The sequence below is a fragment of the Actinospica acidithermotolerans genome (genome assembly GCF_018139625.1).
Taxonomy (GTDB): Bacteria; Actinomycetota; Actinomycetes; order Streptomycetales; family Catenulisporaceae; genus Actinospica; species Actinospica acidithermotolerans.
This window is the reverse complement of the sequence record NZ_JAGSOH010000009.1, coordinates 77,296-103,518: the sequence shown is the minus strand read 5'-3', so window position 1 is coordinate 103,518 and position 26,223 is coordinate 77,296. Positions and strand designations below refer to the sequence as shown.

Below are 26,223 nucleotides of genomic sequence, written 5' to 3'. Positions count from 1 at the left end.
GCGGCAGCGCCGCACGGAGCGGCGTCGTCGGCCCGGCGCGGAGCGCGGCGCGCGCGATGCCGGCGCTGACCGCCACCTTCTACCTGGGCCAGGGCCTCTACACCGTCAGCCTCCTGTACCTGACCGGGCCGCGCCACCTTCCGGTCGGCGCCGTCGGCGCCTGCCTGAGCGCTGCCGGTGTCACCGGATTGGTGTGCGCGGTCCCGATCGGGAAGCTCGCCGACCGTGTCTGCCCCCAGCGCGTGCTGTGCGCCGCGCTCGCCGTCATGGCCGCGGCGGCGATCGCCGTGCTGACCGCCGTCGACACGGTGGCCGGCGCGCTGATCGCCGGCTGCCTCTACGCGATCGCCTGGCAGAGCGCGTATACCGCCCGGGCGGCGCTGGTCGCCGCGCTCGCCCCGCACGCCCCGGCCGAACTCGCGGCCCGGCTCTACCGCATGGGCAACCTCGGGTTCGGCGCGTCGATGCCGCTGGACGGCGTGGTCCTGTCCGTCGGGACGGTCGGGGCCTACCGGTGGGCGCTCGCGGGCGCGGCGGGCTGCTTCGCGCTCGCGGCTTCGCTGGCCGCGACCGTGCCCGCTGTAGACGCGGTGCCGCCCCCGGGGTCGCAGCAGCCTGCCGGCGCCAAGCCGTGGCGCGATCGCCGATATCTGACCGTCACGGCCCTGTACGCGCTCACCTCGGTTCAACTGGCGCTGTTCGAGTTCGCGCTGCCGCTGTGGGTGGTGCGCGTCGGCGCGCCACGGTGGATGGTCGGGGCCAGCGCGCTGCTGTCCACCCTGACCGTCGTGGCGCTGCAGCCCGCCGCCAGCCGCAAGGTCACCGGCGTGCGCCGGGCCGGGCTGGCGATGGCCGCGGCCGGCCTCGCGACCGGCGCGGCCTGCCTGCTGCTGGCCGCCGCCGACCACCGCGGCCCCGCCGGCGCCGCGGCCCTCGTCGCCCTCGGCGCGGTCGTGCTCGCGGTCGCCGAAGTCAGCCAGGTCGTCGGATCGATGACCCTCAGCTACGCCCTCGCGCCCGACGGCGCCCACGGCGCGTATCAAGGCCTGTTCAGCACGGGCCAGGGCCTGGCCGTCGCGGCCGGCCCGCTCCTGCTCGCGCACACGGTGCTCGCGCACGGCTTCGCCGGATGGGCCGCGCTCGGCATCGCGCTGGCCGCCGCGGGCCTGGCCGTCCCCCCGGCCGCCGCACTGCCCCGCACCACCCCGCCGCTCCGCAAGATCCGACCTGGGAGAATCTGATGACCACGAACACCGCCGAGCCCTCCTCGAAGCTTCTCGCCCCACGCACGGCGCGTGCCGGGCAGCGCGCGCGCACCGGCCGGGTCGCGGTCGTCGACCCGTTCTCCACCGCCACCGACCTGGCGGGCGCCTTCGCGCGCCGCGGGTGGGGCGCGGTAGCGGTCCTGTCCGGGCCGCCGCCGGCCGGGCTGCACGCCGAGATGCGCGCGAGCGACTACCTCGACGTACTCACCCCCGACCCGAGCGATCTCGAGGCGGCCGCGCGGCACCTGCGGACCCTCGAGGTCACCCACGTCGTGGCCGGCAGCGAGAGCGGGGTGATCCTCGCCGACGCGCTCGCGCGCCTTATCGGGGTGCCCGGCAACGACCCGGCCACCAGCTTCGCGCGCCGCGACAAGTTCGCCATGTCGCTCGCGCTGCGCAACGCGCGCGTTCCGGGCCTGCGCGGGGTGTGCGCCGGCACCGTCGCCGAGGCAGTGGCGGCTGCGCGCGGCATCGGGTCCTGGCCGGTGGTGCTCAAACCGCGCTCGTCCGCCGGCAGCGACAACGTGCTGTTCGCCGCCGACCCCGACGAGGTCGCGGGCCACGCGTCGGCCGTGCTCGGCACGCGCGACATCTTCGGCGAGGTCATCGACTCGCTACTGGTTCAGCAGTGCCTGATCGGCGAGCAGTACGCGTGCAACACCGTCAGCCGCGGCGGGCGCCACCGCGTCGTCGAGATCTGGCACGACCGGCGCACCCGGCTGCCCGACGGCCGGCTGATCTACGACCGGATGGACCTGCTCGACCCGCGTGACACCCACGTCGCGATCATCGCCCGCTACGTGCTGCGCTGCCTCGACGCCCTGGGCATCGAGCACGGCCCCGCCCACTCCGAGGTCATGCTCACCGAGGTCGGCCCGATCCTGATCGAGACCGGAGCGCGCCTGCAAGGAGGCGACTCGGTGGAGCTGATGCGCCGTACGAACGGGACGTCCCAGACCGACGCCCTGGTCGAGGCCACGCTCGGCTCGGCGCGCGAGCACGCCGAGCGCGCGCACCAGCCCTACTACTACCGGCGGCCGGTGACCCAACTGCTCCTGCAGTGCCCGGCCGACGGGGTGATCGGCCCGGCCGAGGTGGTCGAGGAACTGATGGCCGTTCCGGGGGTGGCCGGCGCGGTCCACCCCCTCGTGCCGGGCACCGCGGTTCGCCGCACCGCTGACCTGCTCAGCTCCCCCGGAACCCTCTACCTCGCCGCCGAGAATCCCGGCGAGCTCGAGCAGGCCTACGCCGCCGTGCGGAAACTCGAGTCGGCCGGGCTGTACGTTCCGTCAGAACCCTGACCGGCTCGATGCGGATAGCCGCGCCGGCCCGGGCGAGCCCGGGAGCCGGCGCGGCCACCGAAAGAACCCTCACATCCGCAGCCGTCGGCAACCGGGGCCGGGCCGCGCGCGGCGGCACGCAGTTTAGACCGTAACGGGTTGAAAGCAACCAAGGGACTGACCTAGTGTCGGATCGCGGGAGGTCGCACTGCACGTGACGGGCGGGTCCCGCGCAATCACGGGGAGGTCCGAGGGTGGGCGCAGTTCAGCTGACTTCGATGGCGGGGGCTCCGGCGTGGGCTCACACGGAGGCCTCCGCGCGCGCCTTCCAGGTGCTGGCCGGTCTGGACAGCCTCGGGCCGGGCACCCACGAACTTCGCGAGATCAGCGAGACCGTTCCGCAGCTGCATCCGAGCACCCTCGTTCGCGTGCTGATGACCGGGACGGAGACCGACACGTTCCGGCGGCAGGGCCGCGGCGTGTACGAGTTCGGGACCTGGCACGAGCCCGGTGCCCGATTCGCGCCCGCAGGCGCGGGCGGGAAGCTCGAGGGAGCGGCCAGGCTCGCCCTCGACGCCCTGTGCGAGCAGACCGCGGCGATCGTCATGCTGCACGGGACCTGGACGAGGGGCACGATCCGGTATTTCAGCGAACGCGCATCGACCGGCGGACGGCGCGAGCTCGACGTGCTGCTCGCCGAGCGCGGCGTGGCACGGCGCGGAGCCACCTCGCTGCTGCTCGGCGCGCCCGGACATGCGATCCTCGCCTGGCTCGCGCCGCACGTCGCCGAGCAGATCCGGCGCGGATCGCCGCTCGCGCCGTACGGCGCGCTGTGGTCGGAGCCGCTGCGCGAGGATCTCGCCCAGATCGTCAATCGCGGCTATGCGCGCACGGTCAGCCCGGACGGGTGGGAGACACTCGCCACTCCCCTGCTCTCGGCCGCGCACGTCATGGGAGCCCTCTCGCTCACCTTCCCGGCCGGCCAGCCGCCGCAGCGGCACGCGGAACTGGCACGGGCCTTGCAGGCAACCGGGCCGTTCGTGCAGACGCTGCTCGAGAGCTAGTTCCGGCTCGTGGCCCGGCGCCGTGGCAAGGCCGACAAGCCCGGCCCCGGATCGCGTGTTCCGCGCGACGCGACGGGCCCTGACGCTTACGCCTCGCCGTGTAGGGCGAGGTAGCGTGTGAGCGCGCCGCAGACCTCGTGCGCGAGGAACATGACGGCCTCTGTCAGACGCAGCCCCATTTCCTCAAGGTCGGCGTGCGCCAGGCTGCGACCTTCAGCAACGGCTCGGCTCACCCCGAGGCCGTTCGGCGCCGCGTCGAGCGCGAGCAGCCTTTCGAGCATCTCGTTGGCCTTCTGCGCTGACTCCCCGGCGGCATGAGGAACCCTGCGTAGGAGGGTGTTGAGATGCCGTGTCAGCGATCCGAGGGTGGTGTACGCGGACATCCGGGCTTCGAGGATGCCCGGGTCGACTTCGGCGCCGCGAGCCCCGTCGCTGCGCATGCACCGTGCGGCGAGACGGATTGCATCCTTGACCGCCAGTTCCGCGCTGGTGCGGTAGGTGTCGATGGTGGGCCAGGCCAGCGCCTCACGCGGGTGTGCGCGCCAGTGCTCGGTAAGTGCGCCGGCGGCCTCGAGGTAGGCGAGCGAGCTGCGCGCAGAATATGACGCGGTGTCACTCGGGTTGCCGGTGCCCGCGGCGGACTCGGTGTGAAGCAAGACCTGATTAGTCGCCATCGTCCAATGGTCCCACTATCGTTCCTGCTGATCCAGGGCTTTGTGAATGCTCCGACACAGAACCGCCGTGCCTTCGCCACCCGACAGCGTGGTGCGAAAAGGATTTCGCGTCGCGCGGACGCAGCCTGACGGCGGATTCGAAGATGTCAACCGTGGTGTTGTCTCGCTCCCTTGCAGCGTTGCGTTGGGCCCGTCAGAAGGTTTCCGTAAGAGCGCTGTGCAGCGTGCTGGCCAGCTCGGCAGGCTCAAGCGGGCCGTCGATGTGGTCGAGGGCCTCGAGAATCATCACGGCGTGCATGCGCGTGTCGGGCAGGCAGTCCTCGCGCGATGCGAGCTGCGCGGCGCCGAGCCAGTGCGGTTCGCATTCACCGTCGCCGTGCGCGGCGCCGAGGGGGACGGCGAGGAATTCGAGGTCGATGTGCACGTGGCGGATTGCGCACTTGCCGTCGGGGCTCGCCGGGCCGCTCACGGTCCACCACGGCGCGGCAAGCACCTGGTGGGGGTAGCCCTCCGGAAGGCGGGGTGTCGGCGGGGCGACGAGGACGACGTCCAGGCCGGCTTCCTCACGGGTCTCACGGACTGCGGCGTCCGCCGGCGTCTCGTACCGCTCCTGCTCGACGTGCCCCCCGGGGATGGTCAGGGCGCCGAGTCGCTCGTGCCAGATCAGCAGGACCTGCCATCCCTCGGGCGCGTGGCGCACGACGAACACGGACGCGGTCTGGTGCCGCACCGCTCCAGGCGCCCCCTCGCCTCCAGTCGCCCCGGCCGACGCCCGAGACGTCATGACTTCGACCTTCAGACGGCTGCGATCCTCGAAATAAACTGCGTAATATCCGGGTTCGTAGTCGTACCCGGCGGGTCCGCCGTACAGCGGCTCGATGCCGCGGGGCCTGAGAAACTCGGCGACGAACGCGTCCACCGCCGCCGGGGACTCCACGCGCACGGCGAGGTGGCCGAGACCGGTGTTCCGGCGGTGGAAGCCCGCCTGCTCGAAGCCGGGCTTGGTCGCCGTGACGCAGACGGTCACGGCTCCGACCGCGTCGAAGTGGTTGCCGTCCGGCCGGATCTCGAAGCCGAGGTGGCGAAACATCTCCTGCCAGAACGCGAAGTCCCGCTCGGGCAGGTTGAGACCGACGTGGTCGATATGCGCGGCGGCATGCGTGTTCAAGGCGACCTCCACTTTCCACGACCATCGCCCGCGTACCGGGATGATCGACGCAATCCGAACTCCAGTTCGAGGGAACACTACGCCGGACGGGGGACACGGCTGGCGACCGACGCGCCGCAATCCCCGCGGCCAGTGCGCTCGTGTGGGCTTTTCTGCCTGGACATCAGCTTCGGCCGCCGCCGACCGTACCGTTCGTCTGACGAGGTTCAAGACAAGCCGGGCCGGCTGCCAGAGCGGCGCGCTCCGAAGCAGGTCCGCCAGGTGCGACCGGCAGGGCGGTGAGGCTTAGTCCGAGCGGCTCGGCACGGCGTCGAGCCTTGCTTCCTTACTCGGGTGCGATCTGTTCGAGGATCTGCTGGATCTGAACGGGACTCGGGTCCGCGGGCAGCGGTGTGATCGCTTCCGGATTGGATTCGCGCATGGCCACGGCCGGGGTGCCAGAAGGCAGGAGGCTGAGGAGCCAGGCGATGGTCGGCGCCCAGTCCTCGGCGTCGCCGTCGTTGAGGATGAGCGGTCCGCCGCCGTAGTAGGAGCCGGTGCGCCGGGAGCCGTCGAGGACGATGTCGAAGTCGAGGTAGTCCTGCCCGAGGGCAGGAGCGTTGCGGATCCAGCCGTTCATGCCGGGGAAGCGCTCTTGCAGGTGCTGGTCGAGGGTGTCGATGTCCAGCGGCCAGCGGGCGCCTTCGGGGGCGTTGACGAAGAAGGTGTCGAGCATGGGCGGTCTCGTTCCTGGTGGTCCGGTCCTCTAGGGAACATACCGGACGTTGCTGGTGACGTGCTGTTCGGCGAGCAGGTATTGCCAGTAGCCGACGGTCTCCGGGTCGTTGGTGTCGAGTTCGAGGAACTGGGCGTGGTTGTTGGGGTTGGCGATCGCCTGCTGGTAGCGGCCGAGTTCGCTCGAGTCCTTCGCGGTGAGCATGGTGGTGGCGAACGAGTTCTCCTGCAGGCCTTGCAGGGTGCGGGGGCTGCAGCCGAGGTTGCGTACGTTCTTCGCGTCGATGATCGCGCCGTCGGCGGGCCGATATCCGTCGGCCCACACGTTCGAGCCGTCCGCGCCGGTCAGGTTGCGCTCGGGTTCGCCGGCCACGCGGACCTGGTAGGCCTGGTCGGCGGCGGTGCCGTAGTTCGCCGGGCGCTGGGGCATCGTCTGGATCCATGCCGCCGCGGCCTTCTGCTGCGCCGCGGTGTAGAGGGGGTAGGCGGGCGGGTTGGCCGGCGGGATCGGGCCGACGAGGCCGCCGCCACCTGCGGCGGTGCCGGTCGCCCCGGCCCCTGTGCTGCCCGATCCGGTGGCGGCGCTCGCGCTGGTGGAGCCGGCCAGGGCTGTTGCGGCGACGATGCCCCCGGTGACCACGAGTTTCGCGGCGAGCTGCGCGACGATCTGCTCGGCCTCCTGGACCGCGGCGACGGCCGCGGAGCTGGCCTCGCCGGCCTCGAGCGCTTCCGCAGCGGCGCCGGCCTCGGAGGCGATCGCCCCGTCGGCGACGCCGGCGCCTTCGTCGGATCCGCCGAAGGTGAAGACCGACAGCAGGATCCCGCCGACGGTCACCAGTCCGGCCGCGGTCGCCAGGCCCTCGATCACGTGCTTACAGTGGTCGATCGCGTCCGCGTAGCTTTCGCACTGCTTGCCCAGGAGCCGGCAGGCGGCGGAGAGGTTCTCGAGCAGCGGCAGGCTCGGGGACAGGTCGGTGCCGCCGTGCGGATTGGGGGTGTAGACGGTGGCCGCGTATTTCTGGAAGGCGGTGAACGCGGCGCCGGAGCACTCGTAGATCACCGGCAGGGCGTGCTGGCCGGCGTTGGTCTGGGCCTCGTCGATCAGGTGCGCCGCGCTCGCCCACACCTGCGCCGCTGAGCGCAGCCGGCCGGTGTCGCCCTGGGGCCAGAACCGGCCGATCACCGGGATCGAGCTGTGCTGACCTTCGCCGACGGCCTCAGGGAGTTTCGCGGCGGCGCCGGTCGGCTCGCACTCGGAGGTATCCGGGCTCAGTCCGGAGGAGACGTCGATGCTCGAGCCGAGCGACTTGCTGATCTGGTTCTCGGTCTCCAGGTAGTTCACGGCCATCGTCAGCAGCCGCGAGGAGATCGCGGCCATGCCCTGGCCGGCCTTGTCGATCCCGGCGATCACCGATTGGGCGGCCGGCTGGTAGCTTGCGGCGAACGCGTGCCCGGCCTTGTCGCCTCCGGCCATCCCGCCGGTTCCCGAGAGGTCTCCGGCCAGACCGGTGGCGATCTCGAAGACGAACTCCTTCGTCGCCAGGAAGCCGGTCGAGGCGGAGAAGACGAGGTCGGGGTCGACCGCGTAGCCTCCCCCGCCGTCGAACGGCATCGCGATGTGGTTCACAGTTTCCCTCCCATGCCCAGCGCACCCCGTCGCTGCGACTATCAGTGATATCGGTATCAGCTCTCTGTGTCCAACGGCCGGGGCTGGGGTCGACCATGCTCGACGGTGCCGGGCGCGAACTATGCGGTCGCGTCGGCGTGCGGCGTCCACAGCGCCGGCCGCGGGTCGTCGGTGGCCAGGAACGCGCCGTCGGCGCCGAGCTCGACGGCCGGACTCGTGCAGTGGACGAGGACCGCGTCCGGGAGGCCGACGGCGTCGCATGCCGCGCTCAGCGCGGCCGGGACGTTGTAGTTCTCGAGTCCGACCCGATAGACGAGAGCGCTGGTGCGGCAGCTCGTCTCGCGCCGCAGCCCGCCCAGCGAGGGCGGTGTGCGCCGTTCGATCCGCACGCCGATCTCTTCGGCCGCAGCAGCGGTGAACGCCTGGAACAGTCCGGCTTCGATGACGCGGTCCGCGAAACGCGGCAGCCCGTCGTCGGCGCCGCTGTCTCGCCCGATCTCGATCAGGCAGGCGCGCAGCTGCTGCGCCCAGTACTGGGCAGCGGCGTGGATCGCGCGCGGGTCGATCGCAGTGGCCTGGAACATCGGATGCCGCGGCCCGAGGACCGCCAGGTTCGCGCCCCTCGGGCCGAGAAGGGCGGTGATCCGGCGCCGGGTCAGGCGCCGACGTTCGAACAGGGATTGGGCCAGCGTGAGAACCGCGTCCCGGTTCTCCTCCAGGAAGCCTTGCACGTGGAAGTGGATGTGGTCGGCGTGTACGGCCCGCCCGGTCCAGGAATGCGGGGCGCGAGCGCCGGCGCCGCACAGCAGCAGCGCCGGGGGCGCGAACCGGTCCGGCAGTGTGATCAGGCCCTCGACGCCGAGAACCCAGCACGCCGTGATCCTCAATGGGTCGCGCAGGTAGCGGCGCGCGAGGTAGGCCTCGGCCGCCGTGGGGCCGGCGAGCGCGAACGCCGTGTGCTCCGCCGCACTCGAGTCGGGCGCCGCATCCCGTGCGACCCGCCAGCCTCCCGCACCGATGGCGAGTTCGCGCAGCGTGTGGCCGCGCGCGTGCAGCACCGCGGCCGATCCGGCCGCCGACAAAGCCCTGATCCATTGCATGTCGCGGCGTCCGAGAGCCTCTTCGATCTCCCGAGCCGTGGTCCGGTCCGGCAGCTCGGGTCGCGCGGCGGGCGAGGCGAACAGCACCCGCCCGTCATCGTCGACGCTCGTGGCCCACTCTCCCGCGACCACCCACCGCTCGTGCGCATCGCGTGCTGCGGTCATTCGCTCGCCTGCGCCGCCGCCGGGTCGGCGGACTCGCTGAGATCGCTGGATGCGGCGGTGCGGGCGGTGGCCTCGATCTCGGCCAGAGTGCGAGCGGTGCGCGCCTCGTCGCCGATCTCGGCGTAGATCCCGTGCGCCTCGTACAAGAGCGCGAGCGCGACGCGCAGGTGGCCGCGCCGTGCCTGGATCCGGGCGCTTTCGATCAGCGGGCCGGGCAGGAACATCGGTATCCCGGCCGAGACGGCCGCTTCCACGCCCTGCTCGGCGCAGTGCGCGGCTCGTTCGAGGTCTCCCGCGCCGTACCAGGCGAGCGCGAGGTCCTGGAGGGCGTTGGCGATGTACGGGTCGCGTCCGGCGGCGCGCAGCCGGGCGATGGCGCTCTCCAGTTCGGCCGCGGCGCGCGCGTGCTCGCCCTCCGCGGCGTGCACGGCGCCCAGGTTGAGCAGCGCGAAGGTCTCGAACTGCTCATCGCCGAGGTTCCCCGCCATCTCCAGCGCCCAGTCGAACACCTCGGCGGCCTCGCGCCAGGCCCGCTCGCGTAGGAAGATCAGCCCGATGGCGTTGAGCGAGCGCAGCACTCCGAGCACGTCGCCGCCGGTGGCGCGGATCGTGAGCGCGCGCTGCTGGTGCTCGAGGGCTGCTGCCCGGTTGCCGGAGGTCAGTTCGAGTTTCCCGGCGAGCTCCTCGAGCATCGCCTGTGCCGGACGGTGCTGGCCGCGCCGCGCCGCGGCCAGGCCGCACTGGTGGATTCCGCGCCAGCCGTGCCACGGGCCGGTGAAGCAGGTCAATCCGAGCACCAGCAGCGCCAGGCGCCACGCGAGGTGGTCCTCCCCGAGTTCGTAGGCGCTCTCGACGTCGGATGCCAGCGCTTCGCGTTCGCCGGTGAACCAGGCCAGCGCCTCTGTGCGGCCGGCGGGTAGGTGCGGTGGCCGGTCGGGGTCGGGCGGGATCTGCTCGCCGTTCGGCAGCACCTCGGCACCGAGCAGGCGCGCGGCCTGCCCGGCCGACTCCAGCCGCCACGCGAGTACCGCGGTGCGCCCGCGCGCGCTCAGCAGGGCCGGCCGCACCGGGCAACGGCCCGGTCCCGCCTGGTAGCGGGTCGAATCCGCCTTGTCGGGCGCCGCCAGGCCGAGGCGGGCAAGGTGCTGCAGATGCCGGAGCGTGACGGCGCTGGGAAGATCGGCATGCGCGGCGATCTCCGGCACCGGCGCCGGCGCCTGAAGGGCTGCGAGCACCGCCAGAGTCCGGCGGGCCGGGGCGAGCAGCGGCACGATGCCGGGCAACTCGATCCCCGTCTCCCACACGGGGGCCGCTTCCGGTATATCCGTGGTCATGGACACGACCTGTGTTCCTCTCCTGGTTCTGATCGTTCGACGTCGTAGACCCGCCGGCCCCGGCCCGTCAGGCCGAGACGCCGAGCCTGGGCGGCGAACCGGCCAAGCGGTGGGAACCGCCCGGCCCTGGGGCCTGCTCGAAGGCCGCGAGGGCGCCGTGGCCGGCGTCCGCAGGGTCTGTGCTCACCGGGGCGGATCCGGTTCGAGGTCGGTGAACCGGGCGTCGGTCAGGGCGGCGCGGGCGCGGGCGACGATCTCGTGGTCGCCGTTCGGGATGCCCCAGGCGAGCGCGGAGACCGAGTCGAGCACCACCCACGCGCGCAGCGCGAGCGTCTCGACCGGGTCGAGCTCGCGCCCGTAGCCGTCGTAGAACGCGTCGCGCAGCTGCGGGCGGCCGGTGAAGATCCCTGCTTCGAGCCGGACCAGGTCGCGCACGGGCGGGGCGATCCCGGCCTTCTCGAAGTCGATCAGTGCGAGCGTGCCGGATACGCGATCGAGCAGCAGGTTGCGCGGCTGGATGTCTCCGTGGGTCGGCACGCCCCGAAGACCCGGGGCGGCTTCGGCCAGCAGTTGCGCGGCGCGGCGCGCCAGGGTCCGCTGGCCGGCGTCGAGCTCGGCGGCGGCTTTGGCCAGCTGCTGCTCCGCGCGGTCCAGCAGACGCTCCAGCAGCGCGGTCTCGGCCGCGGGCGGCTCGGCTGAGTGCAGCAGTGCGAGCAGGCGCCCGGCCTGCCGGTAGGCCCGCGCCTCCAGAACGGGTTCGATCTCGCCCAGCATCGGCGCGCCGGGCAGGAACGAGACGATCACCGCGCGCAACGCGCGGTCGGCTGCCTCCAGGATCGGCGCCCGGCCCGGCCCGAGAGCGGGGGCCCATCGGTACCCGGCCACTTCCATGCCGTAGAACCGGTCGTTGATCAGGCGCTTGAGGATGTGGTCGACGCCGTGCGCGTCGCGGATCCGGTAGACCTCAGAGCCCTCATACGGCCAGGAGAGATCCGCGACCAGCGTGCAGGACCCCACGGCGGTGGCGGCGAATGCGGCCAGGTCGGCGGGCACCGCCGTCGCGACGGCGGGAACCGGCTCAGGGGTGTTCATGCGGCCGGTACCTCGATTTGCGTCTGCTCCCCGGCCTCTGGCCGATGGGCGGGAGCGCGTCCGGCTGCGCGTTCAAGGCCTGCCAGGTCGCTCCAGCGCCCGGCGCGCTGCCCGTCGGCCAGCAGCCGCAGGAAGATCTGCGCGGTCAGCGCGACGTCCGGGCCCGCACGGTGCCGGTCGGGCGGGATGGGCACCTCGTAGTGCGCGAGCACGGCGTCGAGCCGGAAGGAGTCACGGCGGCCGAGCACGGCCCGGGCCATCGCGACGGTGTCGATCAGGGGTGTCGCGGCGAGGGTCGGGCAGTGGGCGCGCTGGGCGCGCAGCAGCAGCGCCTCGGTGCCCGCGCCGTGCGCCACCAGCCGGTAGTCGGGCATGGACAGGCGCCGGTCCAGCTCGCCGAGCACCTGCGCGGCGCCGCGGGCGTTTTCGAGCATCTCCTCGGTGATCCCGGTGATGCGCGTGTTCGTCTCGGGGATCGGGGTGCCTTCGGGCGGGCGGATCAGGGAAGCGAAGCGGGCGGACTCGTACCAGTGCCCGCCGATCCAGCGCAGCGCGAGGGCGGCGACCTCGACCGGCTCCGGGGTGCGCCCGGCCGGGGTGACCGCCTCAAAGTCGATCACCACCAGGCCGCAGGGCAGGTGCGGGCCGGGCCCCTGAATCCTTCGGCTGCCGTTCACGACGCCGACCGGATACTCGGGGCCGACTCGTGCGCGCCGCCCGCGGGGGCGGAAGGCTCGGGGTAGCACAGCACGAGCGTGCTGCGCGTCTTCGCCAGCAGGTGCCGGCGCGACCCGGGCACCACGCTCTGTGCGGCGAAGGCGATGGTCACCTGCGGCTGGAGACGTTCGGCTCGCAGCTCCCGGTCCCAGGCGCGCACGAGGTCGCGCAGCTTTGCGGCGGCGTTGGCCGCGTCAGGGCCCAGGCCGCACGCGACCAGTTCGAACCTCGCCGCGTCCCCCTCTCCGTGCTGACGGACCGTCATGTACGCGATGGTGCCGCCGCCGTAGGCGAAGACGGGGAACCCGGCCTGCGGGTCGGGAAGATCCCGTCCGGCGCCCGGACTGGCGAACACCAGGGACGCGGTCGAGGGCAGCACCGCGGCGAGGTAGAGCTGCAGCGAGTCGTACGGCTCCTGCCGCGCGACGCTCACCCCGCTGCCCGCCGTCACGGGGTCGTTGTCCAGCACGGTGCGCAGCAGTCCGGCATCGACGGGTCCGCCTTCGTCGAAGTGCAGGGTCGCAGCGTCGTCGAGCCCGAGGGCGAACGCCTTGCGGGCGCCGGCTCCCTGCATCGGGACGAACCCGCCGTAGATCATCTTCCGGCTCACCAGGTCGGCCCCATCGCGCTCGAACGCGATGATCCGCTGCTGGCCGCGCATCACCAAGGGCAGCACGATCCGCCCGCCCTCGGCCAGTTGCGCGACCCACGCCGGCGCCACCTCCCACGCCGCGACCGTCACGATGACCCGGTCATACGGCGCGAACGCGGGCACCCCGTGCTCGGCGTCGGCGAGCACGAGCTCGACCCCGCCGATCCCGGCCGCCGCAAGGCCGGCCGCGGCGCGCTCGATCGCCTCGGGGTCGATGTCCACGCTCACCACCCGCCCGGCCGGTCCCACGAGTCTGCTCAGCAGAGCGGCGTTGTATCCGCCGCTGCCTACCTCCAGCACCCGCATGCCGTCCTCGATCCCGGCGGCCTCGATCATCTCGGCCTGGATCCAGGGCGCGGAGACCGAGCTCAGGCACACCCCGTGCTCGTCGGTGCGGTAGCGCACGACCTCGTCGACCGCGTAGGCGGCCGTGAGGTTCGCGCCCGGGGTGAACAGGTGCCGGGGCACCTCGCGCATCGCGGCCGCGAGCCGCGCCGAGGTGAGCGAGCCGTGGGCCAGGAGCTGGTCGACCATCGACGTCCTCAGCTCCGGTGCGCCTTGTTCCACCGCGGGTTCCTGGGTCATGGCTGGTGCTCTTTCTCTCGGTGGTCGACGGCGAGATCCGTCTGCTGGCAACGAGTCGGACTCGGCCCCGGTTGCGCGGCGCGCGAAGCGCGGAAGGCCGGGCCCGGGCGCCGGTTGCCGGTCACAGCAGGACGTCCCAGGTCGGGGAGACGTCGGCGAGCTCGGGGTCTCCGTTGTCGCGGTAGGAGGCGGCGGCCGGCCGGTCGGCGGGCAGCCCGAGCTCGAGCGCCGCCTGCTCGGCCGCGCGGGTCTGCGCCTGTGCGTGCGGGCCCCAGTCCAGCAGGCGGGCGGCGTGCCGGATGTCGCACAGGTACCGGCGGTAGGGCGCGCGGGCGGTGGTGAGCTTCGGGTCGGTATCGGGGGCGATCGGGAGGTAGCCGAGGAGCGGGGCGACGTACCGGGCCTGAGCCAGCCCGTTCGGCAGCCGCGGGTCGCTGTAGGTGACCTGGAAACCGATCAGCCGCGCTTGGCGCTGGTCGATCAGGATCTGGCTCTCCTCGAACGCCTCCCTGGCCGCGGTGCAAAGCCAGTCCCGGTCTTCCGGTTCCGGGCTGCCGGCGGGCAGGCCGAACGCTCCGCCGCGCTCGATCCGGTGCTGGAGCACGACCCGGCCGTCGCGGTCGAACGCCCACACCCCGGCCTGGGTGACCGGCACGCCCGCCGGCGGCTGCTCGCTCGCGAGCCACTCCCACTCGGGCTGCCGGCCGACGCGGTATCCGTGTTCGAGCAAGACCGCGCCCGTCACATCGGCCAGGACGGTGTCGATCACTCGGGCGGTGCGGGGGGTGACGAGCCTGTGGAGCTTGTCGGGGTCGGCGAACACGAGCCGGGCGCCGTCCGCCGAACCGGTCTTGAGCGCGTGCGCGGGCTGCCCGGGCTCCACGGTCCCGGCGTCGAAGAGGTATTGCATGCTGGCCGTGTCCGGGTCGCGGTCGAGTGCGAGCAGGCGCTCTGCCCCGAGGGCGGTGCCGAACAGCTCCTGCGCGTGCCGTACGGCCGCCGCGAACGGCTGCTCGCGCGGCCCGACCGGCGTGCGCGGCAGGCTCAACGTCCCGCACGGGTCCCGTTCGAGGGCGACGGCTCCCTCCCGGCCGCGTGCCAGCAGCATGACCGCCGGGCCGTGCGGCTCGGCCGGCTGCGGCTGCCCGCTGCCTTGCTCTCCGAGGAATTCGAGCTCGAGAGCCACGTAGTCCTGCTCGTCGCGGCCGGGGTAGTCGGTGCTGAGGTTCTGCGCGAGTTCCTCGGTCCCGGTCCCGGGCAACGCCCGGGCGGGATCGATGGCCGCGGCGAGCGCGAGTACGCCGGGAAAGCGGTGTACGTCGGCGACGCGGAACCACGCGGCCCGCCCATCCCCGCCGACGGGTCTTATGTGCAGCACGGTGCCGCGGGCGAGCTGCCCCGGCAGGCCGTCGGCGGGCCGGAGCGCGAGGTCCCGGATGCGCCCGACGTACCCGCCGTACTCCTCGGGCGCTGTTTCCAGGACCGCGGGGTCTTCGAGGAACATCACCGTCTTGCCGAGTCTCATCGCGCGCGCGATCTCCTGGCCGGTGCCCGGCCCGGTGTACCCGCCGACGTTGGCGACCACGACGATGTCCGCGGCTTCGATCTTGCGCAGGTGCAGGGCGACCAGGCGGGCGCAGTCGAGCGGGCTGATCTCGCCGGCGTGCGGTACCGGGGCGAGCACGCTCGCGCCGGCCAGCCCGAGGCGCCGCTCCAGCTCGAGTACGTGTTCGCCCGCGCGTGTGGACGCGCAGATGCACACGGTCGCGCCGTTGAGCGCGTCATACCTGATCATGCGTCACTTCCTTGCGTAGAGGAGGCGGGCGCGGCCGGGTTCGGTTCGCGAAGCGGTCGGGTCACGCGCAGTGGAACCGAGAGGGTGGGCGGCGCGAGCCGGTAGCCGTGCAGCGGGGCGTTCTGCCGGACCTGGACCAGGTGGACCGCGTCGATCAGCACCTCGGCGCGCTCGCCGGCCGCGGCCGCGCGCAGCACGGCTTCGATCTCCGCCGATGCGCAGTGCCCTGCTCCGTGGGCGACGGTCAGGTGCGGACGTTTCTGCATCGGGCCGAGGCCGTCGGCGTCGAGGACTGCACCGAGGCCGGCTCGAAGACGTTCGGTCAGTTCGAGCCATCGCGGGTGGGGCTCGAGTTCGAAGGCCACGCTGCCGGTCCCGGAGTGAGCGGGGCCGACGGGCATGGCGAACGGCGCGAGGCCGGCCAGTTGCTCGGCGAGCACCGCGGCGATCTCGCGCAGCATCCGCCGGGCCGGGACATCGGGTCGCTCCAGCGGGCAGATGCCGATGTTCAGGTCGTCGTCGGCGACCTCGGCCAGCGGGAACGGGGCGAGCGCCTTGCGGGCGCGGTCGAGCAGCGGTTGCAGGCCGGGATCACGCTGCGGCCGGGGAAGCAGGCATATGCGCCAGCGGACGCTGCCTTCCGGCCAGACCTGGTCTGCGGCCGGGAACGGGATCATGAACTTGCCTCCTCGGTCGAAGCTCGGGGATCGGTGTTGGGCCCCGCGCCCCGGGGGTGATGGACATCAGGAGCCGGAGACTCGTGTCGGTAGAGTCGCCGTTCGCCCCGGGGCGCGGGAGTCGGAGGGCTGCGGCGCGTGCGCGGCGGGTCGGGTCAGCCCCAGGCGAGGGAGGCGATCGAGTAGCAGTGCGCGAGAGCCGCCGGGCGCACCGGGTGGGAGTACATGCGGATCGTGTGCGAGGCGCGCAACAGGCCCCGCTCGCGCGCGAGCTCGCATCCGGAGGTGTTCGGCTCGGGGACGTTGAGCACGACGTCCTCGCCCTCGAGCGGCGAGGTCAGCGCGTCGAAGAGGGCGCCCGCGGCTTGCGGCGTCTCGGCGATCAGCGGCCCGATCCGGTAGCCGGAGCGGCTCGGCCGGATCGCACCGAACCCGACCACCTGGCCCCTGCGGTCCTCGTAGACCAGGGTGCGGGTGCCGCTCGCGGCGCACCACACCGCCAGGAACGCCGAGCGCTCGAACGGCGAGCACAAAGCGTCGAGTCCCGCCGCGGCCGCGCTGTCGCCCGCCTCGAGCGGGCGGATCCCTCGGGCGTCGGCGATCCGGCCGGCCCGGATGGTGCCGTGGTAGCCGATCGTGGTGTGCGCGGGGGTGAACCCGGCCGCCTCGTAGGTCCCGACCCGGTCCGGGACCGCGTCGAGGGCGACGACGCGGGATCCTGCGTGCGGCAGGGCCGCGCGCCAGGTCGCCAGGCCGAACCCGCGTCCGCGGTAGTCGGGGTGGACCAGGTAGTTGCCGAGGACCGCGTACAGGCCGCTGACCTGCAGAACGGAGATCGCGGAGATCGGGGTTGCGTCGAGCAGCCCGATCACCAGGGCTCCGGGGTCGAGTGCGAGGATCGCGCTCGCGTCGCCGAACCCCGGGTCCCAGCCCTCGCGGCTCATCCAGTTTTCGATCTCGGTCCAGTCGCTGCGGCTCGGGTGCAGTTGCAGGGTGAATCGGTCTGTTTCGATCGCCTGCTCGGCGCTCAGGCCGGCGTGGTCGGCGGCCAGGGTGGTGGGCATCGCAGTACTCGCTCTCATCTGTGCACGATCTGAAAACGGTGGGGTCCGGGCCCTGCCCCGCCGAGGGGGGATGCCCGGCGGGGCAGGGCTGCGCCGGCTCGCCCGCTCCCACAAGCGGGCGGTTGGGCGCCGTCCGCCCGGTGGCTGGTGCGGGCTTCGCGCATGCGCGCGGCCACCGGGCGGGGCTCAGGGGCCTGTCACAGCTCGGCCTCGATCGCGGCGATCTCCTCGGCGGTGAACTGCCGGGTCCCGGTGTAGCTGCGCCGTCCGCCGATTCCGTACCACGCCAGCACGAGCACGAGGGTCACGGCCAGGCCGACCGGAGCCCAGTTGAAGTCGTGCAGCGTGATCGGCCAGGTCGTCGGCAGCAGCGCCGCGAGCCCGAACACCGTGACGAACCCCACCGAGATCGCCCCGATCAGCTTCGGGCGGCGCAGCGTGAACGGTCCGGGGGTGAACCGGTCCCCGGCCTTGATCCGCAGGAACACCGGGATGATGTACGCGCCGAACAGGCCGGCCGAGGCCAGCGCGGTCAGCCCGAGGAACGCGTAGTAGGACCAGAACGTGCTCAGGCCGAGCACGGCCATCCAGAAGATCGCGAACCAGGTCGCGAACACCGGGCTACGGAACCGGCGCCAGGTCGAGTGCAGGTACCTGCTCAGCGGGTAGACCGAGTCGCGCCCGGCGCCGAAGAACTGCCTGCTCGTCGCAGTGACGCAGGCGAACAGGCAGAACGCGGTCCCCACGAGCAGGCCCGGGATCAGGACGGTCGCCATCCAGTTTGGCAGGGCGTCGACCATGATCGAGGCCGGGGCGACGCCGAACTGCCCGGCCGCCTCCCCGTTGTAGTCCTTGATCGCGAAGGTGAGCGCGAGGATCAGCGCGAGCCCGAGGAGCCAGGTCAGCCACGCCGAGCGGACCATGGCCTTCGGCGCGTTGACGGTCGCGCGCTGGGTCTCCTCCGACATGTGCCCGGGGGCGTCGAGGCCGGTCATGGTGTAGAGCAGGGTGAGCGGGGCCAGCAGCAGCGCGTAGCCCATGTGCGACTGGCCCGTGTCGTTGACCAGCTTCGTGAACGCGAACGACGCCGACTGGTGGTGCGCGGGCACGAACGCGAGCGCGGCCACGATCGCGACGGTGACCAGGACGTGCACCCACACGCTGACCTCGTTGAGCCACATCACCAGCCGCACCGCGAACGAGTTCACCAGGCCCGCGAGCACCAGCAGCCCGAGGAACATCGCGAACGTCTCGTGCAGGGTCGGGGACCAGCCGGTCTTGAAGCCGATGTACGCACCGAGGAACAGCGCCATCGAATACGCGGCGCCGGCCGTGCCGGCGATCTGGCCGATCCCGTTGACCCACGCCGTGACCCAGGAGGCGATCTTGTGGTGCTTGGTGGCGAGCTTGTCGCTCCAGAAGTACAGGGCGCCGGAGGCCGGGTAGGCCGAGCAGATCTCCGCCATCGAGTACGGCACGCACAGCACCAGCGGGCCGCCGATCAGCCACGCCCAGATCAGCGCGGCCGGGCCGCCGGTGACCATGGCGAAGGCGAACATCGCCGGCACGCCGGTGAGCACGCTGGTGGTCGAAAGCGGCACGGCGAACGCCCCGAACCCGGTCATCCGCCGGTTGAGCTCCTGCGGAATCCCCAGCTCGTGCAGCGTCTCCCGGTCGGCGGCGGCGACCGCGTCCGCCGGGGCCCCGGTGGTTTCTATCGATGTTGACATCAGTGATCCTTGAAGGTGTCGTTGGAAGAGGCGGGCTTGGTAGAGGGCAGATGGTCGATGAAGGGCAGGTGGCAGTTCCGTGCGGCCTGGAGCCGCGGGGAGCTCGGGCCTAGGGCTCGGCGCTGGGGCCGGCCCGCAGCGTGGTCGGGGAGGTAACCGGCAGGTGGCTCTCGGCGGAGCATTCGGCGATGGCGGCGGCCAGCACGGTGGCCGGGTCGCCGTCGAGCTTCCACGGGTAGGCGGTGGCCAGCGGCAGCAGGTGCCGCAGTACGCCGCCGGCGCGGCTGTACTCGCCGCCGAGCTGCAGCCCGCGCGCCAGCAGCGAGACGTCGGCGATCGGCACGTATTCCTCCGGCCCGGAGCGGTGAACGAACCAGAGCGCGTGCAGGTCCGTCAGCTCGCCTACCATCGCGCGGCGCGGGACCCGCGGTGCTGCCTCCGCCTCCTGGGTCATCGCTTCGATCGAGCGCATCAGCCGTTTGCGTCGCTCTTGCAGATCGAAGTCCGCGGTGTAGCCGTCGATGCCGCCGCCGGTCTTGAGCCGTTCGTCCAGGCCCGCGACCAGCTTGCGCAGGCCGTTGATCCGCTCGTACCGGTCGAGGTCTGCTGCCTCCGCTTCCTCGCCCGTGAGCGGGTATTCGAGGAACGCGGCCAGCGGCAGCAGCCGCAGCGGGCTGGCCAGGGGACTGCGCGCGGCCAGGCTGAGGGCGACCTGGGTCGGCGCCGCGGCCGTGCGGCTCGTCCCGAAGTAGGTCAGAAGGTGCCGGGCTGTTTCGCGGTTGTGGGGATCTCGCGGCCAGATCTCCTGCTCGACCAGTCCCCACGGTCCGGGAAGGCCGCCGAGTTCCGGCAGCGCATCCGAGGGCGGCACCTGCTGGCATTCGAATCGGGCCAGGCTGAGCGTGATCACGTACGGGGTCGGGTCCTCGGGCCGCGCGAGGGCGCACCGGCCGGCCAGATCGAGGGTCTGGTCCAGCAGCTTCCGCGCTCGCGCATGCCGCTTCCGGTAGGCCGCCGCGGCGTGCACCGCGGCCACGCGCGCGGCCAGCAGCAGGGCGTCGGGATCCTTAGGCTCCTCGCGCAGCCACTGCTCCGCCACGTCCGTCCGCGCGGCCAGGGATCCGAGCACCGCGCTTGCGTAGCCGCGGCGCGCGTGCTGTCCGGCGTCACGGGTCTCGGCCAGCACGAGCCGCGCCGCGCCGAGCAGCCCGGCCTGCACATCCGTGCACGCCGCGTCGAGGCGATGATCACGCCATGCCACGGTCCAAACGAAGTCAGACACGACCAGCCGCCCGTCCTGCGATGCCAGCGGCAACGCGGGCGGAGGAACCGGTGCGGACATCACGTGCCAGTGTGCAGGTCGGTCTCCCACGCGCCCCAGGCCTTAGTCCAGCAGGTAGGCGCGAGCGCGATCGCGGGTCCGACAGCACACGGCCAGCGAGCGAAAGCCGATGCCACGCCGGCAGCGTCCTTCCAGGGGCAATGGTCCGTCGAGAATCACGGCGCCAGACAAAGTCTGCGCATCCATGTATTGAATTAGATGCGGCGTGCCGGTTGGCTTGCACCGTCAAACTGCCGCCGGAAGCTAAATCCTGAGCGCAGCGAGTCCGCAGCGCGAACGAGCAAAGGCTACCCACGCACAGACCCGAGGCGTTTCCACGCTGGATCCGCTGTGCCTTGGTTGCACAACCCGAGTCGGCTCTGCGCCATGTGCTGGTCAGCACTCCGTTGGCGCTGAACAGCGTGTCGCATGCCTCGGCCAGATCACGGGGCAGCAGTCGAACGCCGGTCTCAGCACGGCTGAGAGTCGACTTCGAGGTATAGATCTTCGCCGCGAGCTCGGGCTGGGACAACCCAGCCTCAATCCGCAGGTGGCGCAACACCGCACCGAACCGGTGTACTGCAGAAGAATCAGGTGTCAAAGGCTTGAGCCGAGCGACCATCAGACACCTACCAGCTCAACTACGGCCGCTTGTACACGTGCAGCCAGCCAAACAACAGCCGCGCTCATACCGCAACCGTCGACGTCGGGCCCGATGCCACACACAGACAACTCGTCATGACGCACCGAGCCGCGCGCTCCGGGCCGTAGCGCGGACGTGTGAGTACACGCCGGTGTCCGGCGCCGACTCTGAATCGTCGGTCCGCTCATCGCGAAACTCCCCTAAGACGATCTGCGAAGTGGACTACCTGTCCGAGCGGCCTTCGACCGATTTGTGGGTGCCGAATCGCCGCACACAGAATCCAACAGGCGGATGGCGAGCTAACCCAGGGCATCGACCGGACAAGCATCGGACAGCCATCAGACATCGACGCCGCTGACCTGCTTCTATCTGTATTCATGCCCTGCTTCAGCCGATCATGCAGGTTGGAGGCCTTGACGGCCGGCTCGTGTCGATCTGGAAGCTGTACGCGCAGCCGGTGGAGCGTGCCCTCGTCCATTCGCGAGGCTTACGGCCTTCGGCATCGCTTTCGCCGAGCGGTCCGCGCAGGCCCGGTCGCACGCGTCTCAAAGAATCCATGCCTCGAATCGGATTCACATCGACCCGAGCGGGCCTCAGCAAGCTGGTCGTCATGGCTGGCCATCCGCATCCGAGGGAGCCTGCGACAGCGCGCCGATCTGATCTCGCTGCTGTTCCTGCGGACCATCGGCTTCCGCCTCGCAGAGCGCGTCGACGAGCCGTTCTCCGTCCGAGGCACCGATCACCCCAACGTCGATGACCGGCTCGCCCATGGCATCTACGCCAGCAAAGCCGCGTTTAGCTACGATGCCCATTCGGCCAAGAGCGCGCTCGAGGCGGAGATGCACGCGCGAGGCGCGAACAATCGGCGCTTCAGACTCTTCGGCATTCGGCATCTGCGTCTCCCGGGCTCGGCGTGGACGAGAGCAGATTCTCGCTACGCGCGCGCACAGAAATACAGAAACCTGATACTTCGCGTCCTACTAAGCAAAGAAGCGGTCAAGTGGGGCTAGTGCCCGCGGCTTAGCCCCAGCCATGCTCCAAGGCTCATCGCCTCCTGGGAGCGGCGCGGCAGCCGGTCGAGTATGGACTCGACCATCGGCTTGACCAGCGGGTGCGCCCGGGTATGAAGGGGAGCGATCCGCCGCGCCTCTAACAAGGAAGCAACCGCGCTGCCGTATGCGCCGACCCACACCTCTGCCCGCGCCCGGTCGATCAGGAAGTGGCTCGATCGCTCCGCCGGCAGATCTGCTGGCAGGCGCCAGCTCGAAGCCGCTGCTAAAGCACCGGGGCCGTCTCCGAGTTCGACGCGCGCGGCCAGCTCATGGATCTGAAGCTGGGAGGGCCCAAAATAGGTGTAGAGCAGCGCTCTATCACGGCCCACCACTCCGGCGGCGCCGCGGGCGATACTGAGGTGTGCATCGGCTGCGTTGGCATTTCCGCCCTTGGCTGCGAGGACGGCGGCGCGAGCGTGCAGCGCACCGTACACGCTCGCTGTGCGCACATCAACCGCCGCGTCCATCGCCAGCGCTTCCGCCGCACGCGAGAGTAGGCGCACTCCGGCGGCCGGTACATCGCTGTCGAAAAAGCCCTGCGCCCGCACATACACCGCGGTGGCCTCCATCAGCGGGTCGTTACATCGCGCTGCCGCCCATCCGATCCGCTCAATCACGCTCGTGGACAGGTCTAGGTGACCGCTTTTGTACACCAATGCGTCTGCGCACCGGTATGCAGCCGAGAGCAGCCAGAATGCCCTCTCCCTGTCCTGGCCGCTGAGCGTGTGCGCCGCGTAGCATACTTCTTCGATCAGTGGTGCGATCACATCTGCTAGCTGGCCGTAGCGCGCCTCGAGCCGCATGCGGCACGCCTCGTCCACCGCGTCACCAAGCTCGTTGAGTCCCCGCGGCGGACTCTCAGGCTCACGTGGGCAGTCGTAGGTCATCACAACTCGCCTGATCTCAGGCAGGGCGGCCTCGACCGCGCGCACCGGTCCCCCGCCCACGCCGTCGGCATCGTTCCCGAGGAGCGCGAGCGGATCGACGCTCAAGGCCCGTGCCACCGCCACTGTGAAGGACCATGACGGCCGCTGCGCCCCACGCTCAACTTGGCGGATCGTGGAAACGGACGCGCCGCGGCCCGCGTGCACCGCCAAGTCCTCTTGGGTCCAGCCACGAAGTTTTCGCAACGCCCGCAGGGACGAGGCTATTTGATCGAGCGTTTCCACAGCCCCTCCGCAGAAGCTCTGCACCTGCTGACACGACGTTACCCGCTCGTATACGCCACCAGTATCCTCGGGATCTCGACCCCGAGACGAGGATGGGACCGATGGAGACTGAAGTGTGCGCTGTGGTTTTCGATGTCGGAGAGACGCTAATGAACGACAGCACCTTCTGGGGCTCCTGGGCCGACTGGCTGGATGTCCCACGCCACACGCTTTCCGCCCTCGTCGGAGCCGTCACAGCTCAGGGCCGAGACAACGCCGACGCACTCGCGCTGGTGAAACCAGGCTTCGACCTCATCGCAGAGCGCGCAGCGCGCGAGGCGGCCGGCCATGGTGAGTCCATCACCGAGGCAGACCTCTACCCCGATGCCCGCCCCGCGCTCGGGGCCCTGCGCGAAGCTGGACTGTGGGTCGGAATCGCTGGCAACCAGACCGAACGCGCAGGACACCTTCTACGTGCACTCGAGTTGCCCGTCGACGCCGTGGCCACCTCCGGCGAATGGCGGGTCGCCAAGCCGGACCCACGATTCTTCGAGCGAGTGTGCACCTGGGCGGGTTGCCGGGCCGAGCAGATCGTCTACGTCGGCGACCACCCGGAAAACGACATCATTGCCGCGCGCAACGCCGGCTTACACGCAGCCCACATCCGGCGAGGGCCCTGGGGCTATCAGCATGCGGACGACCCGGCTCTGCAAGCAGCAGCCACCTGGCGCATCGACTCGCTCACCGAACTACCCGCACTCCTGTCGCGTTCGAGTAGAAAATAAGCCCGATCACGGCGCCCCCGATGGCCAGCCGAATCCTCGCCGAGATTGCCAACAGTTCGCGCCGATCGAGCCCGACCGCTACAAGCGGTATCAGCATCTCTTTACCAAGCCTTGGCATTGGCGCGCGTGGTGCGCGTGGTGACGAAGCAATCGCAAGCGGTAGCCTACTCGGGGCTGATGGCCTGCCGATGGGGATGCGTCTCGAAGCGCAGCCAGCTGCGGGGGACGGAGGGCGGATGAGTAAGGGTCGGCGGGAAGCGCTCGCAAAGAGAAGGCGCGCGTGCGGGATCTCCCAGGAGGAACTTGCGGCTCTCCTAAACGTTGATCCGAGAACCGTGGGCCGCTGGGAAGCTGGCGCCGCCGAACCCCAGCCGTGGCTCCGGCCGCACCTTGCCCGGATCCTCGCCCTGACGCTCGAAGAACTCGACAGCATCCTCATCGCTGCCGATGAAGAGCCCATCGCGGGGCATCTCGTAGTCTTCCCAGCCGATCCGGTTCAAGGGCCATATCGCTTTGGAGTGAGGCCTGCCGAGGGCGTTGCCAGCGCGCTAGCTGTGTCGATTCGCCAGAACGACCCATCTGCAGTGCTCGCCGACGCGGAGTACGTCCGAGCGCTCGCAGAACGGTCCTTGGTATCCGCATCCGCTTCCCACGAGTGGATCGACCAGCACGCAGACGTCTTCGAATGGCGCAAGCGCGAATACTGCAGAAATCCGCCCCTGAAGATGCTTGCTCTGCTACTTGGGGAGTGCCGGGAGGTCCAGGAGGTCGCAAGCCATCACCATCCAGCCGCCATCCAGCGGCGCCTGTCCGCACTCACCTCGAACTACGCCACCCTCATCGCCGATGCACTCATGAAAGTGGGCGAACAGCGCCACGCCAGCAACTGGTATTCCACCGCGACCGCTGCGGCCGACGATACGGGAGATGCCCTGCTGCGCGCCCAAGCCAGAGCGCAAGCGGCGATGCTGCCTTACTACTATGGTCGCGTCGCTGAAGCCCTTCGCCTTACCCGCGAGGCCCAAATGATCGCCCGCGGACGCACAGGCTCCCCGGTCGCTCTCGCCGCCGCCGGCGAAGCACGTGCTCTTGCCCGCCTAGGAAACTCGCACGACGCCGAGGACGCACTGCGCCGCTGTCAAGAGGCCTTCGAACACGTCGGCGAGCCCGACGACGAAGTCGCCTTCCGCTTCACCGAGCGCCGCCTGATGCTCTACCTATCCGGCACCCTTACCAACCTTGGCGAAACCCGGCGAGCCTCTGAGATCCAACACGGCGCGCAAATGCGCTACGGTGCCGACGGCGGCATCGACCCAGTCCTGATCGACCTCGACCAGGCCATCTGCCTTGTCCTCGATGGCGCGCCGGCCGATGGTTGCCAACTTGCTCAGGAAGTCTTGAGCTCTCTGCCTGAACAACAGCGGACAGGCGTGGTCCTGGCCCGTACCAGTGACTTGCTCGCAGTCGTCCCTGATGGACACAGCTCCAACGGGGCAGTAACCCAACTGCGCGAGACGCTGGCGCTGCTTCCCGGCAACTGACTCTCGCCCATCGCCAACGCGCTCTGCGAGACTCGCTAGTGTGAACCGACAAGCGGACGCCTTCAACTCCGCCACGACCCCGCCAATTCTTGAAACCGCCTGCCTTAGCGCCGGCTTCGATTCCTCCGGCGCCCGGCTGCTGCGGCACCACACAAACGCTGTCTACCTTCTGCCGCAGCCCGGGGCCGTCGTCAAGATCACTAGGCGCGGAACGAGACTGCCGCGTATCCGCCGTACGCTGGAACTCGCCGGCGAGCTCGTCGCACTCCACGTTCCCGTCACCGGGCCCTACCCCGGCATCGTCCAGCCGATGACCGTCCATGGCCACCACGTGACCTTTTGGACGGCCATCGATCCTGTTCGTGCCCCGCATGCGGCGGACCTTGCCTATCCCCTGCACCAACTGCACAACACCCGCATCCCAACCGGACTAGACCTTCAGCGGCTCGATCCGTTCGCGGCCGTTAGCCGGTCCCTCGCGCGTACCAGCCTCCTCGACGACGAAGAGCGAGACTTTCTCACCGACTATGCAGGCCGTCTGGCCAAGGAGTACGAGCGACTGGAATATGCCGGATCTGCACGCCTAATCCACGGCGATGCTCACCACAGCAACGCTCTGGTCAGCGCGGGAGGCCCCGTACTTGCGGACCTCGAATCAGCTTGCATGGGCCACGTGGAGTGGGACCTGACCACTCTTGCAGTGCACTGTGAAAGGTTTGGCCATCCCTCGAGCGAGTACGACGAGTTCGCCGACTGCTACGGTCGCGATATTCGCAACTGGCCTGGCTACACGACCCTCAAGGCCGTCAGGGAACTGCGCATGATCACTACTAATTCCTGGAAGGCCCAAGCCGACACGCCGGCTGCGCATGAGGTGCACCGTCGCATCGACGGACTCCGCGCTGGCGTACTGGACCAACCATGGAATCTTCTCTGAGCGCCACCAGGAGGTCGCCCACGAGCCGCCCTTCAGGTCGCCGAGGATGCGCTCTTCTATGACGAGCGACTGCTCGCACGACTGAGAGTGTGG

The 26,223-nt window shown here is 70.8% G+C and carries 23 protein-coding genes; 6 read left to right on the top strand and 17 right to left on the bottom strand.

The window, feature by feature from the left end:
• The 3 genes from KDK95_RS05960 to KDK95_RS05950 form a co-directional block, all read left to right on the top strand.
• Positions 1 to 1,241: MFS transporter (locus KDK95_RS05960; protein ID WP_212517003.1), on the top strand; the 1,241-nt coding region annotated here is incomplete at its 5' end.
• Positions 1,241 to 2,566: an ATP-grasp domain-containing protein gene (locus tag KDK95_RS05955; RefSeq protein ID WP_212517002.1), complete on the top strand. Its 1,326-nt coding sequence runs from the start codon at positions 1,241 to 1,243 to the stop codon at positions 2,564 to 2,566. The genes KDK95_RS05960 and KDK95_RS05955, both read left to right, overlap by 1 nt.
• 233 nt (positions 2,567 to 2,799) lie before the next feature.
• A complete protein-coding gene (locus tag KDK95_RS05950; protein WP_212517001.1) occupies positions 2,800 to 3,609 on the top strand; it encodes an IclR family transcriptional regulator in 810 nt (269 codons plus the stop codon).
• 86 nt (positions 3,610 to 3,695) lie between these two features.
• Here the strand turns inward: KDK95_RS05950 and KDK95_RS05945 are convergent, their stop codons facing one another.
• The 17 genes from KDK95_RS05945 to KDK95_RS38135 form a co-directional block, all read right to left on the bottom strand.
• Entirely contained in the window at positions 3,696 to 4,283 is a 588-nt protein-coding gene (locus KDK95_RS05945; RefSeq protein ID WP_212517000.1) for a hypothetical protein, read from the bottom strand.
• Positions 4,284 to 4,476: 193 nt separating this feature from the next.
• Positions 4,477 to 5,451 carry an NUDIX domain-containing protein gene (locus tag KDK95_RS05940; protein ID WP_212516999.1) on the bottom strand — a complete coding sequence of 325 codons (975 nt, stop codon included), beginning with the start codon at positions 5,449 to 5,451 and terminating at the stop codon, positions 4,477 to 4,479.
• A gap of 325 nt (positions 5,452 to 5,776) precedes the next feature.
• Positions 5,777 to 6,166, bottom strand: a complete 390-nt coding sequence (locus tag KDK95_RS05935; protein WP_212516998.1) for a hypothetical protein — start codon at positions 6,164 to 6,166, stop codon at positions 5,777 to 5,779.
• A 30-nt stretch (positions 6,167 to 6,196) separates the two neighbouring features.
• Entirely contained in the window at positions 6,197 to 7,792 is a 1,596-nt protein-coding gene (locus tag KDK95_RS37605; RefSeq protein ID WP_212516997.1) for a restriction endonuclease fold toxin-2 domain-containing protein, read from the bottom strand.
• A 119-nt stretch (positions 7,793 to 7,911) separates the two neighbouring features.
• Entirely contained in the window at positions 7,912 to 9,057 is a 1,146-nt protein-coding gene (locus KDK95_RS05925) for a hypothetical protein (RefSeq protein WP_212516996.1), read from the bottom strand.
• The gene (locus tag KDK95_RS05920) at positions 9,054 to 10,391 is read right to left on the bottom strand and encodes a helix-turn-helix domain-containing protein (protein WP_372463269.1); all 1,338 of its coding nucleotides are present in this window, start codon (positions 10,389 to 10,391) and stop codon (positions 9,054 to 9,056) included. The genes KDK95_RS05925 and KDK95_RS05920 overlap by 4 nt, the downstream gene beginning before the upstream one ends.
• A gap of 183 nt (positions 10,392 to 10,574) precedes the next feature.
• On the bottom strand, positions 10,575 to 11,483 hold the full coding sequence (locus KDK95_RS05915; RefSeq protein WP_212516994.1) for an aminoglycoside phosphotransferase family protein: 909 nt from the start codon (positions 11,481 to 11,483) through the stop codon (positions 10,575 to 10,577).
• Positions 11,480 to 12,160: a 3'-5' exonuclease gene (locus tag KDK95_RS05910; RefSeq protein ID WP_212516993.1), complete on the bottom strand. Its 681-nt coding sequence runs from the start codon at positions 12,158 to 12,160 to the stop codon at positions 11,480 to 11,482. The genes KDK95_RS05915 and KDK95_RS05910 overlap by 4 nt, the downstream gene beginning before the upstream one ends.
• Positions 12,157 to 13,437, bottom strand: coding sequence for a methyltransferase, FxLD system (gene fxlM, locus KDK95_RS05905; RefSeq protein ID WP_212516992.1), 1,281 nt, complete (start codon positions 13,435 to 13,437; stop codon positions 12,157 to 12,159). The genes KDK95_RS05910 and fxlM overlap by 4 nt, the downstream gene beginning before the upstream one ends.
• 121 nt (positions 13,438 to 13,558) lie before the next feature.
• Complete coding sequence (locus KDK95_RS05900) at positions 13,559 to 15,232, bottom strand: NUDIX domain-containing protein (protein ID WP_212516991.1); 1,674 nt, start codon at positions 15,230 to 15,232, stop codon at positions 13,559 to 13,561.
• A complete protein-coding gene (locus KDK95_RS05895; protein ID WP_212516990.1) occupies positions 15,229 to 15,909 on the bottom strand; it encodes a 2'-5' RNA ligase family protein in 681 nt (226 codons plus the stop codon). The genes KDK95_RS05900 and KDK95_RS05895 overlap by 4 nt, the downstream gene beginning before the upstream one ends.
• Positions 15,910 to 16,064: 155 nt before the next feature.
• Positions 16,065 to 16,991, bottom strand: a complete 927-nt coding sequence (locus KDK95_RS05890) for a GNAT family N-acetyltransferase (RefSeq protein WP_212516989.1) — start codon at positions 16,989 to 16,991, stop codon at positions 16,065 to 16,067.
• A 179-nt stretch (positions 16,992 to 17,170) separates the two neighbouring features.
• Positions 17,171 to 18,703, bottom strand: a complete 1,533-nt coding sequence (locus KDK95_RS05885) for an amino acid permease (protein ID WP_212516988.1) — start codon at positions 18,701 to 18,703, stop codon at positions 17,171 to 17,173.
• Positions 18,704 to 18,812: 109 nt separating this feature from the next.
• Positions 18,813 to 19,985 carry a hypothetical protein gene (locus KDK95_RS05880; RefSeq protein WP_212516987.1) on the bottom strand — a complete coding sequence of 391 codons (1,173 nt, stop codon included), beginning with the start codon at positions 19,983 to 19,985 and terminating at the stop codon, positions 18,813 to 18,815.
• Positions 19,978 to 20,646 (bottom strand): helix-turn-helix domain-containing protein, encoded by a 669-nt coding sequence (locus KDK95_RS38140; protein ID WP_212516986.1) that lies wholly within the window; start codon positions 20,644 to 20,646, stop codon positions 19,978 to 19,980. Before KDK95_RS38140 ends, KDK95_RS05880 begins: the two co-directional genes overlap by 8 nt.
• Positions 20,647 to 21,275: 629 nt before the next feature.
• Positions 21,276 to 21,560, bottom strand: coding sequence for a hypothetical protein (locus KDK95_RS05870; protein ID WP_212516985.1), 285 nt, complete (start codon positions 21,558 to 21,560; stop codon positions 21,276 to 21,278).
• A gap of 113 nt (positions 21,561 to 21,673) precedes the next feature.
• Positions 21,674 to 22,888, bottom strand: coding sequence for a helix-turn-helix domain-containing protein (locus KDK95_RS38135; RefSeq protein WP_212516984.1), 1,215 nt, complete (start codon positions 22,886 to 22,888; stop codon positions 21,674 to 21,676).
• 101 nt (positions 22,889 to 22,989) lie between these two features.
• On the opposite strand from KDK95_RS38135, the gene KDK95_RS05860 reads away from it, so the two are divergent.
• Genes KDK95_RS05860 through KDK95_RS05850 form a run of 3 tightly spaced genes read left to right on the top strand, consistent with a single transcriptional unit; the run spans position 22,990 to position 26,130 of the window.
• Positions 22,990 to 23,652, top strand: a complete 663-nt coding sequence (locus tag KDK95_RS05860; protein ID WP_249160391.1) for an HAD family hydrolase — start codon at positions 22,990 to 22,992, stop codon at positions 23,650 to 23,652.
• Positions 23,653 to 23,672: 20 nt separating this feature from the next.
• Positions 23,673 to 25,193 carry a helix-turn-helix transcriptional regulator gene (locus tag KDK95_RS05855; RefSeq protein ID WP_212516982.1) on the top strand — a complete coding sequence of 507 codons (1,521 nt, stop codon included), beginning with the start codon at positions 23,673 to 23,675 and terminating at the stop codon, positions 25,191 to 25,193.
• Positions 25,194 to 25,233: 40 nt separating this feature from the next.
• The gene (locus tag KDK95_RS05850) at positions 25,234 to 26,130 is read left to right on the top strand and encodes a phosphotransferase family protein (RefSeq protein WP_212516981.1); all 897 of its coding nucleotides are present in this window, start codon (positions 25,234 to 25,236) and stop codon (positions 26,128 to 26,130) included.
• Positions 26,131 to 26,223: the final 93 nt, after the last annotated feature.

Excerpts from the sequence above, each read along its gene's own strand:
- KDK95_RS05955 (WP_212517002.1), top strand. The coding sequence starts at position 1,241 with ATGACCACGAACACCGCCGAGCCCTCCTCGAAGCTTCTCGCCCCACGC.
- KDK95_RS05945 (WP_212517000.1), bottom strand. The coding sequence starts at position 4,283 with ATGGCGACTAATCAGGTCTTGCTTCACACCGAGTCCGCCGCGGGCACC.
- KDK95_RS05935 (WP_212516998.1), bottom strand. The coding sequence starts at position 6,166 with ATGCTCGACACCTTCTTCGTCAACGCCCCCGAAGGCGCCCGCTGGCCG.
- KDK95_RS05925 (WP_212516996.1), bottom strand. The coding sequence starts at position 9,057 with ATGACCGCAGCACGCGATGCGCACGAGCGGTGGGTGGTCGCGGGAGAG.
- KDK95_RS05920 (WP_372463269.1), bottom strand. The coding sequence starts at position 10,391 with ATGACCACGGATATACCGGAAGCGGCCCCCGTGTGGGAGACGGGGATC.
- KDK95_RS05915 (WP_212516994.1), bottom strand. The coding sequence starts at position 11,483 with ATGAACACCCCTGAGCCGGTTCCCGCCGTCGCGACGGCGGTGCCCGCC.
- fxlM (WP_212516992.1), bottom strand. The coding sequence starts at position 13,437 with ATGACCCAGGAACCCGCGGTGGAACAAGGCGCACCGGAGCTGAGGACG.
- KDK95_RS05900 (WP_212516991.1), bottom strand. The coding sequence starts at position 15,232 with ATGATCAGGTATGACGCGCTCAACGGCGCGACCGTGTGCATCTGCGCG.
- KDK95_RS05895 (WP_212516990.1), bottom strand. The coding sequence starts at position 15,909 with ATGATCCCGTTCCCGGCCGCAGACCAGGTCTGGCCGGAAGGCAGCGTC.
- KDK95_RS05890 (WP_212516989.1), bottom strand. The coding sequence starts at position 16,991 with ATGAGAGCGAGTACTGCGATGCCCACCACCCTGGCCGCCGACCACGCC.
- KDK95_RS05885 (WP_212516988.1), bottom strand. The coding sequence starts at position 18,703 with ATGTCAACATCGATAGAAACCACCGGGGCCCCGGCGGACGCGGTCGCC.
- KDK95_RS38140 (WP_212516986.1), bottom strand. The coding sequence starts at position 20,646 with ATGGTCGCTCGGCTCAAGCCTTTGACACCTGATTCTTCTGCAGTACAC.
- KDK95_RS05870 (WP_212516985.1), bottom strand. The coding sequence starts at position 21,560 with ATGCCGAATGCCGAAGAGTCTGAAGCGCCGATTGTTCGCGCCTCGCGC.
- KDK95_RS05860 (WP_249160391.1), top strand. The coding sequence starts at position 22,990 with ATGGAGACTGAAGTGTGCGCTGTGGTTTTCGATGTCGGAGAGACGCTA.
- KDK95_RS05855 (WP_212516982.1), top strand. The coding sequence starts at position 23,673 with ATGGCCAGCCGAATCCTCGCCGAGATTGCCAACAGTTCGCGCCGATCG.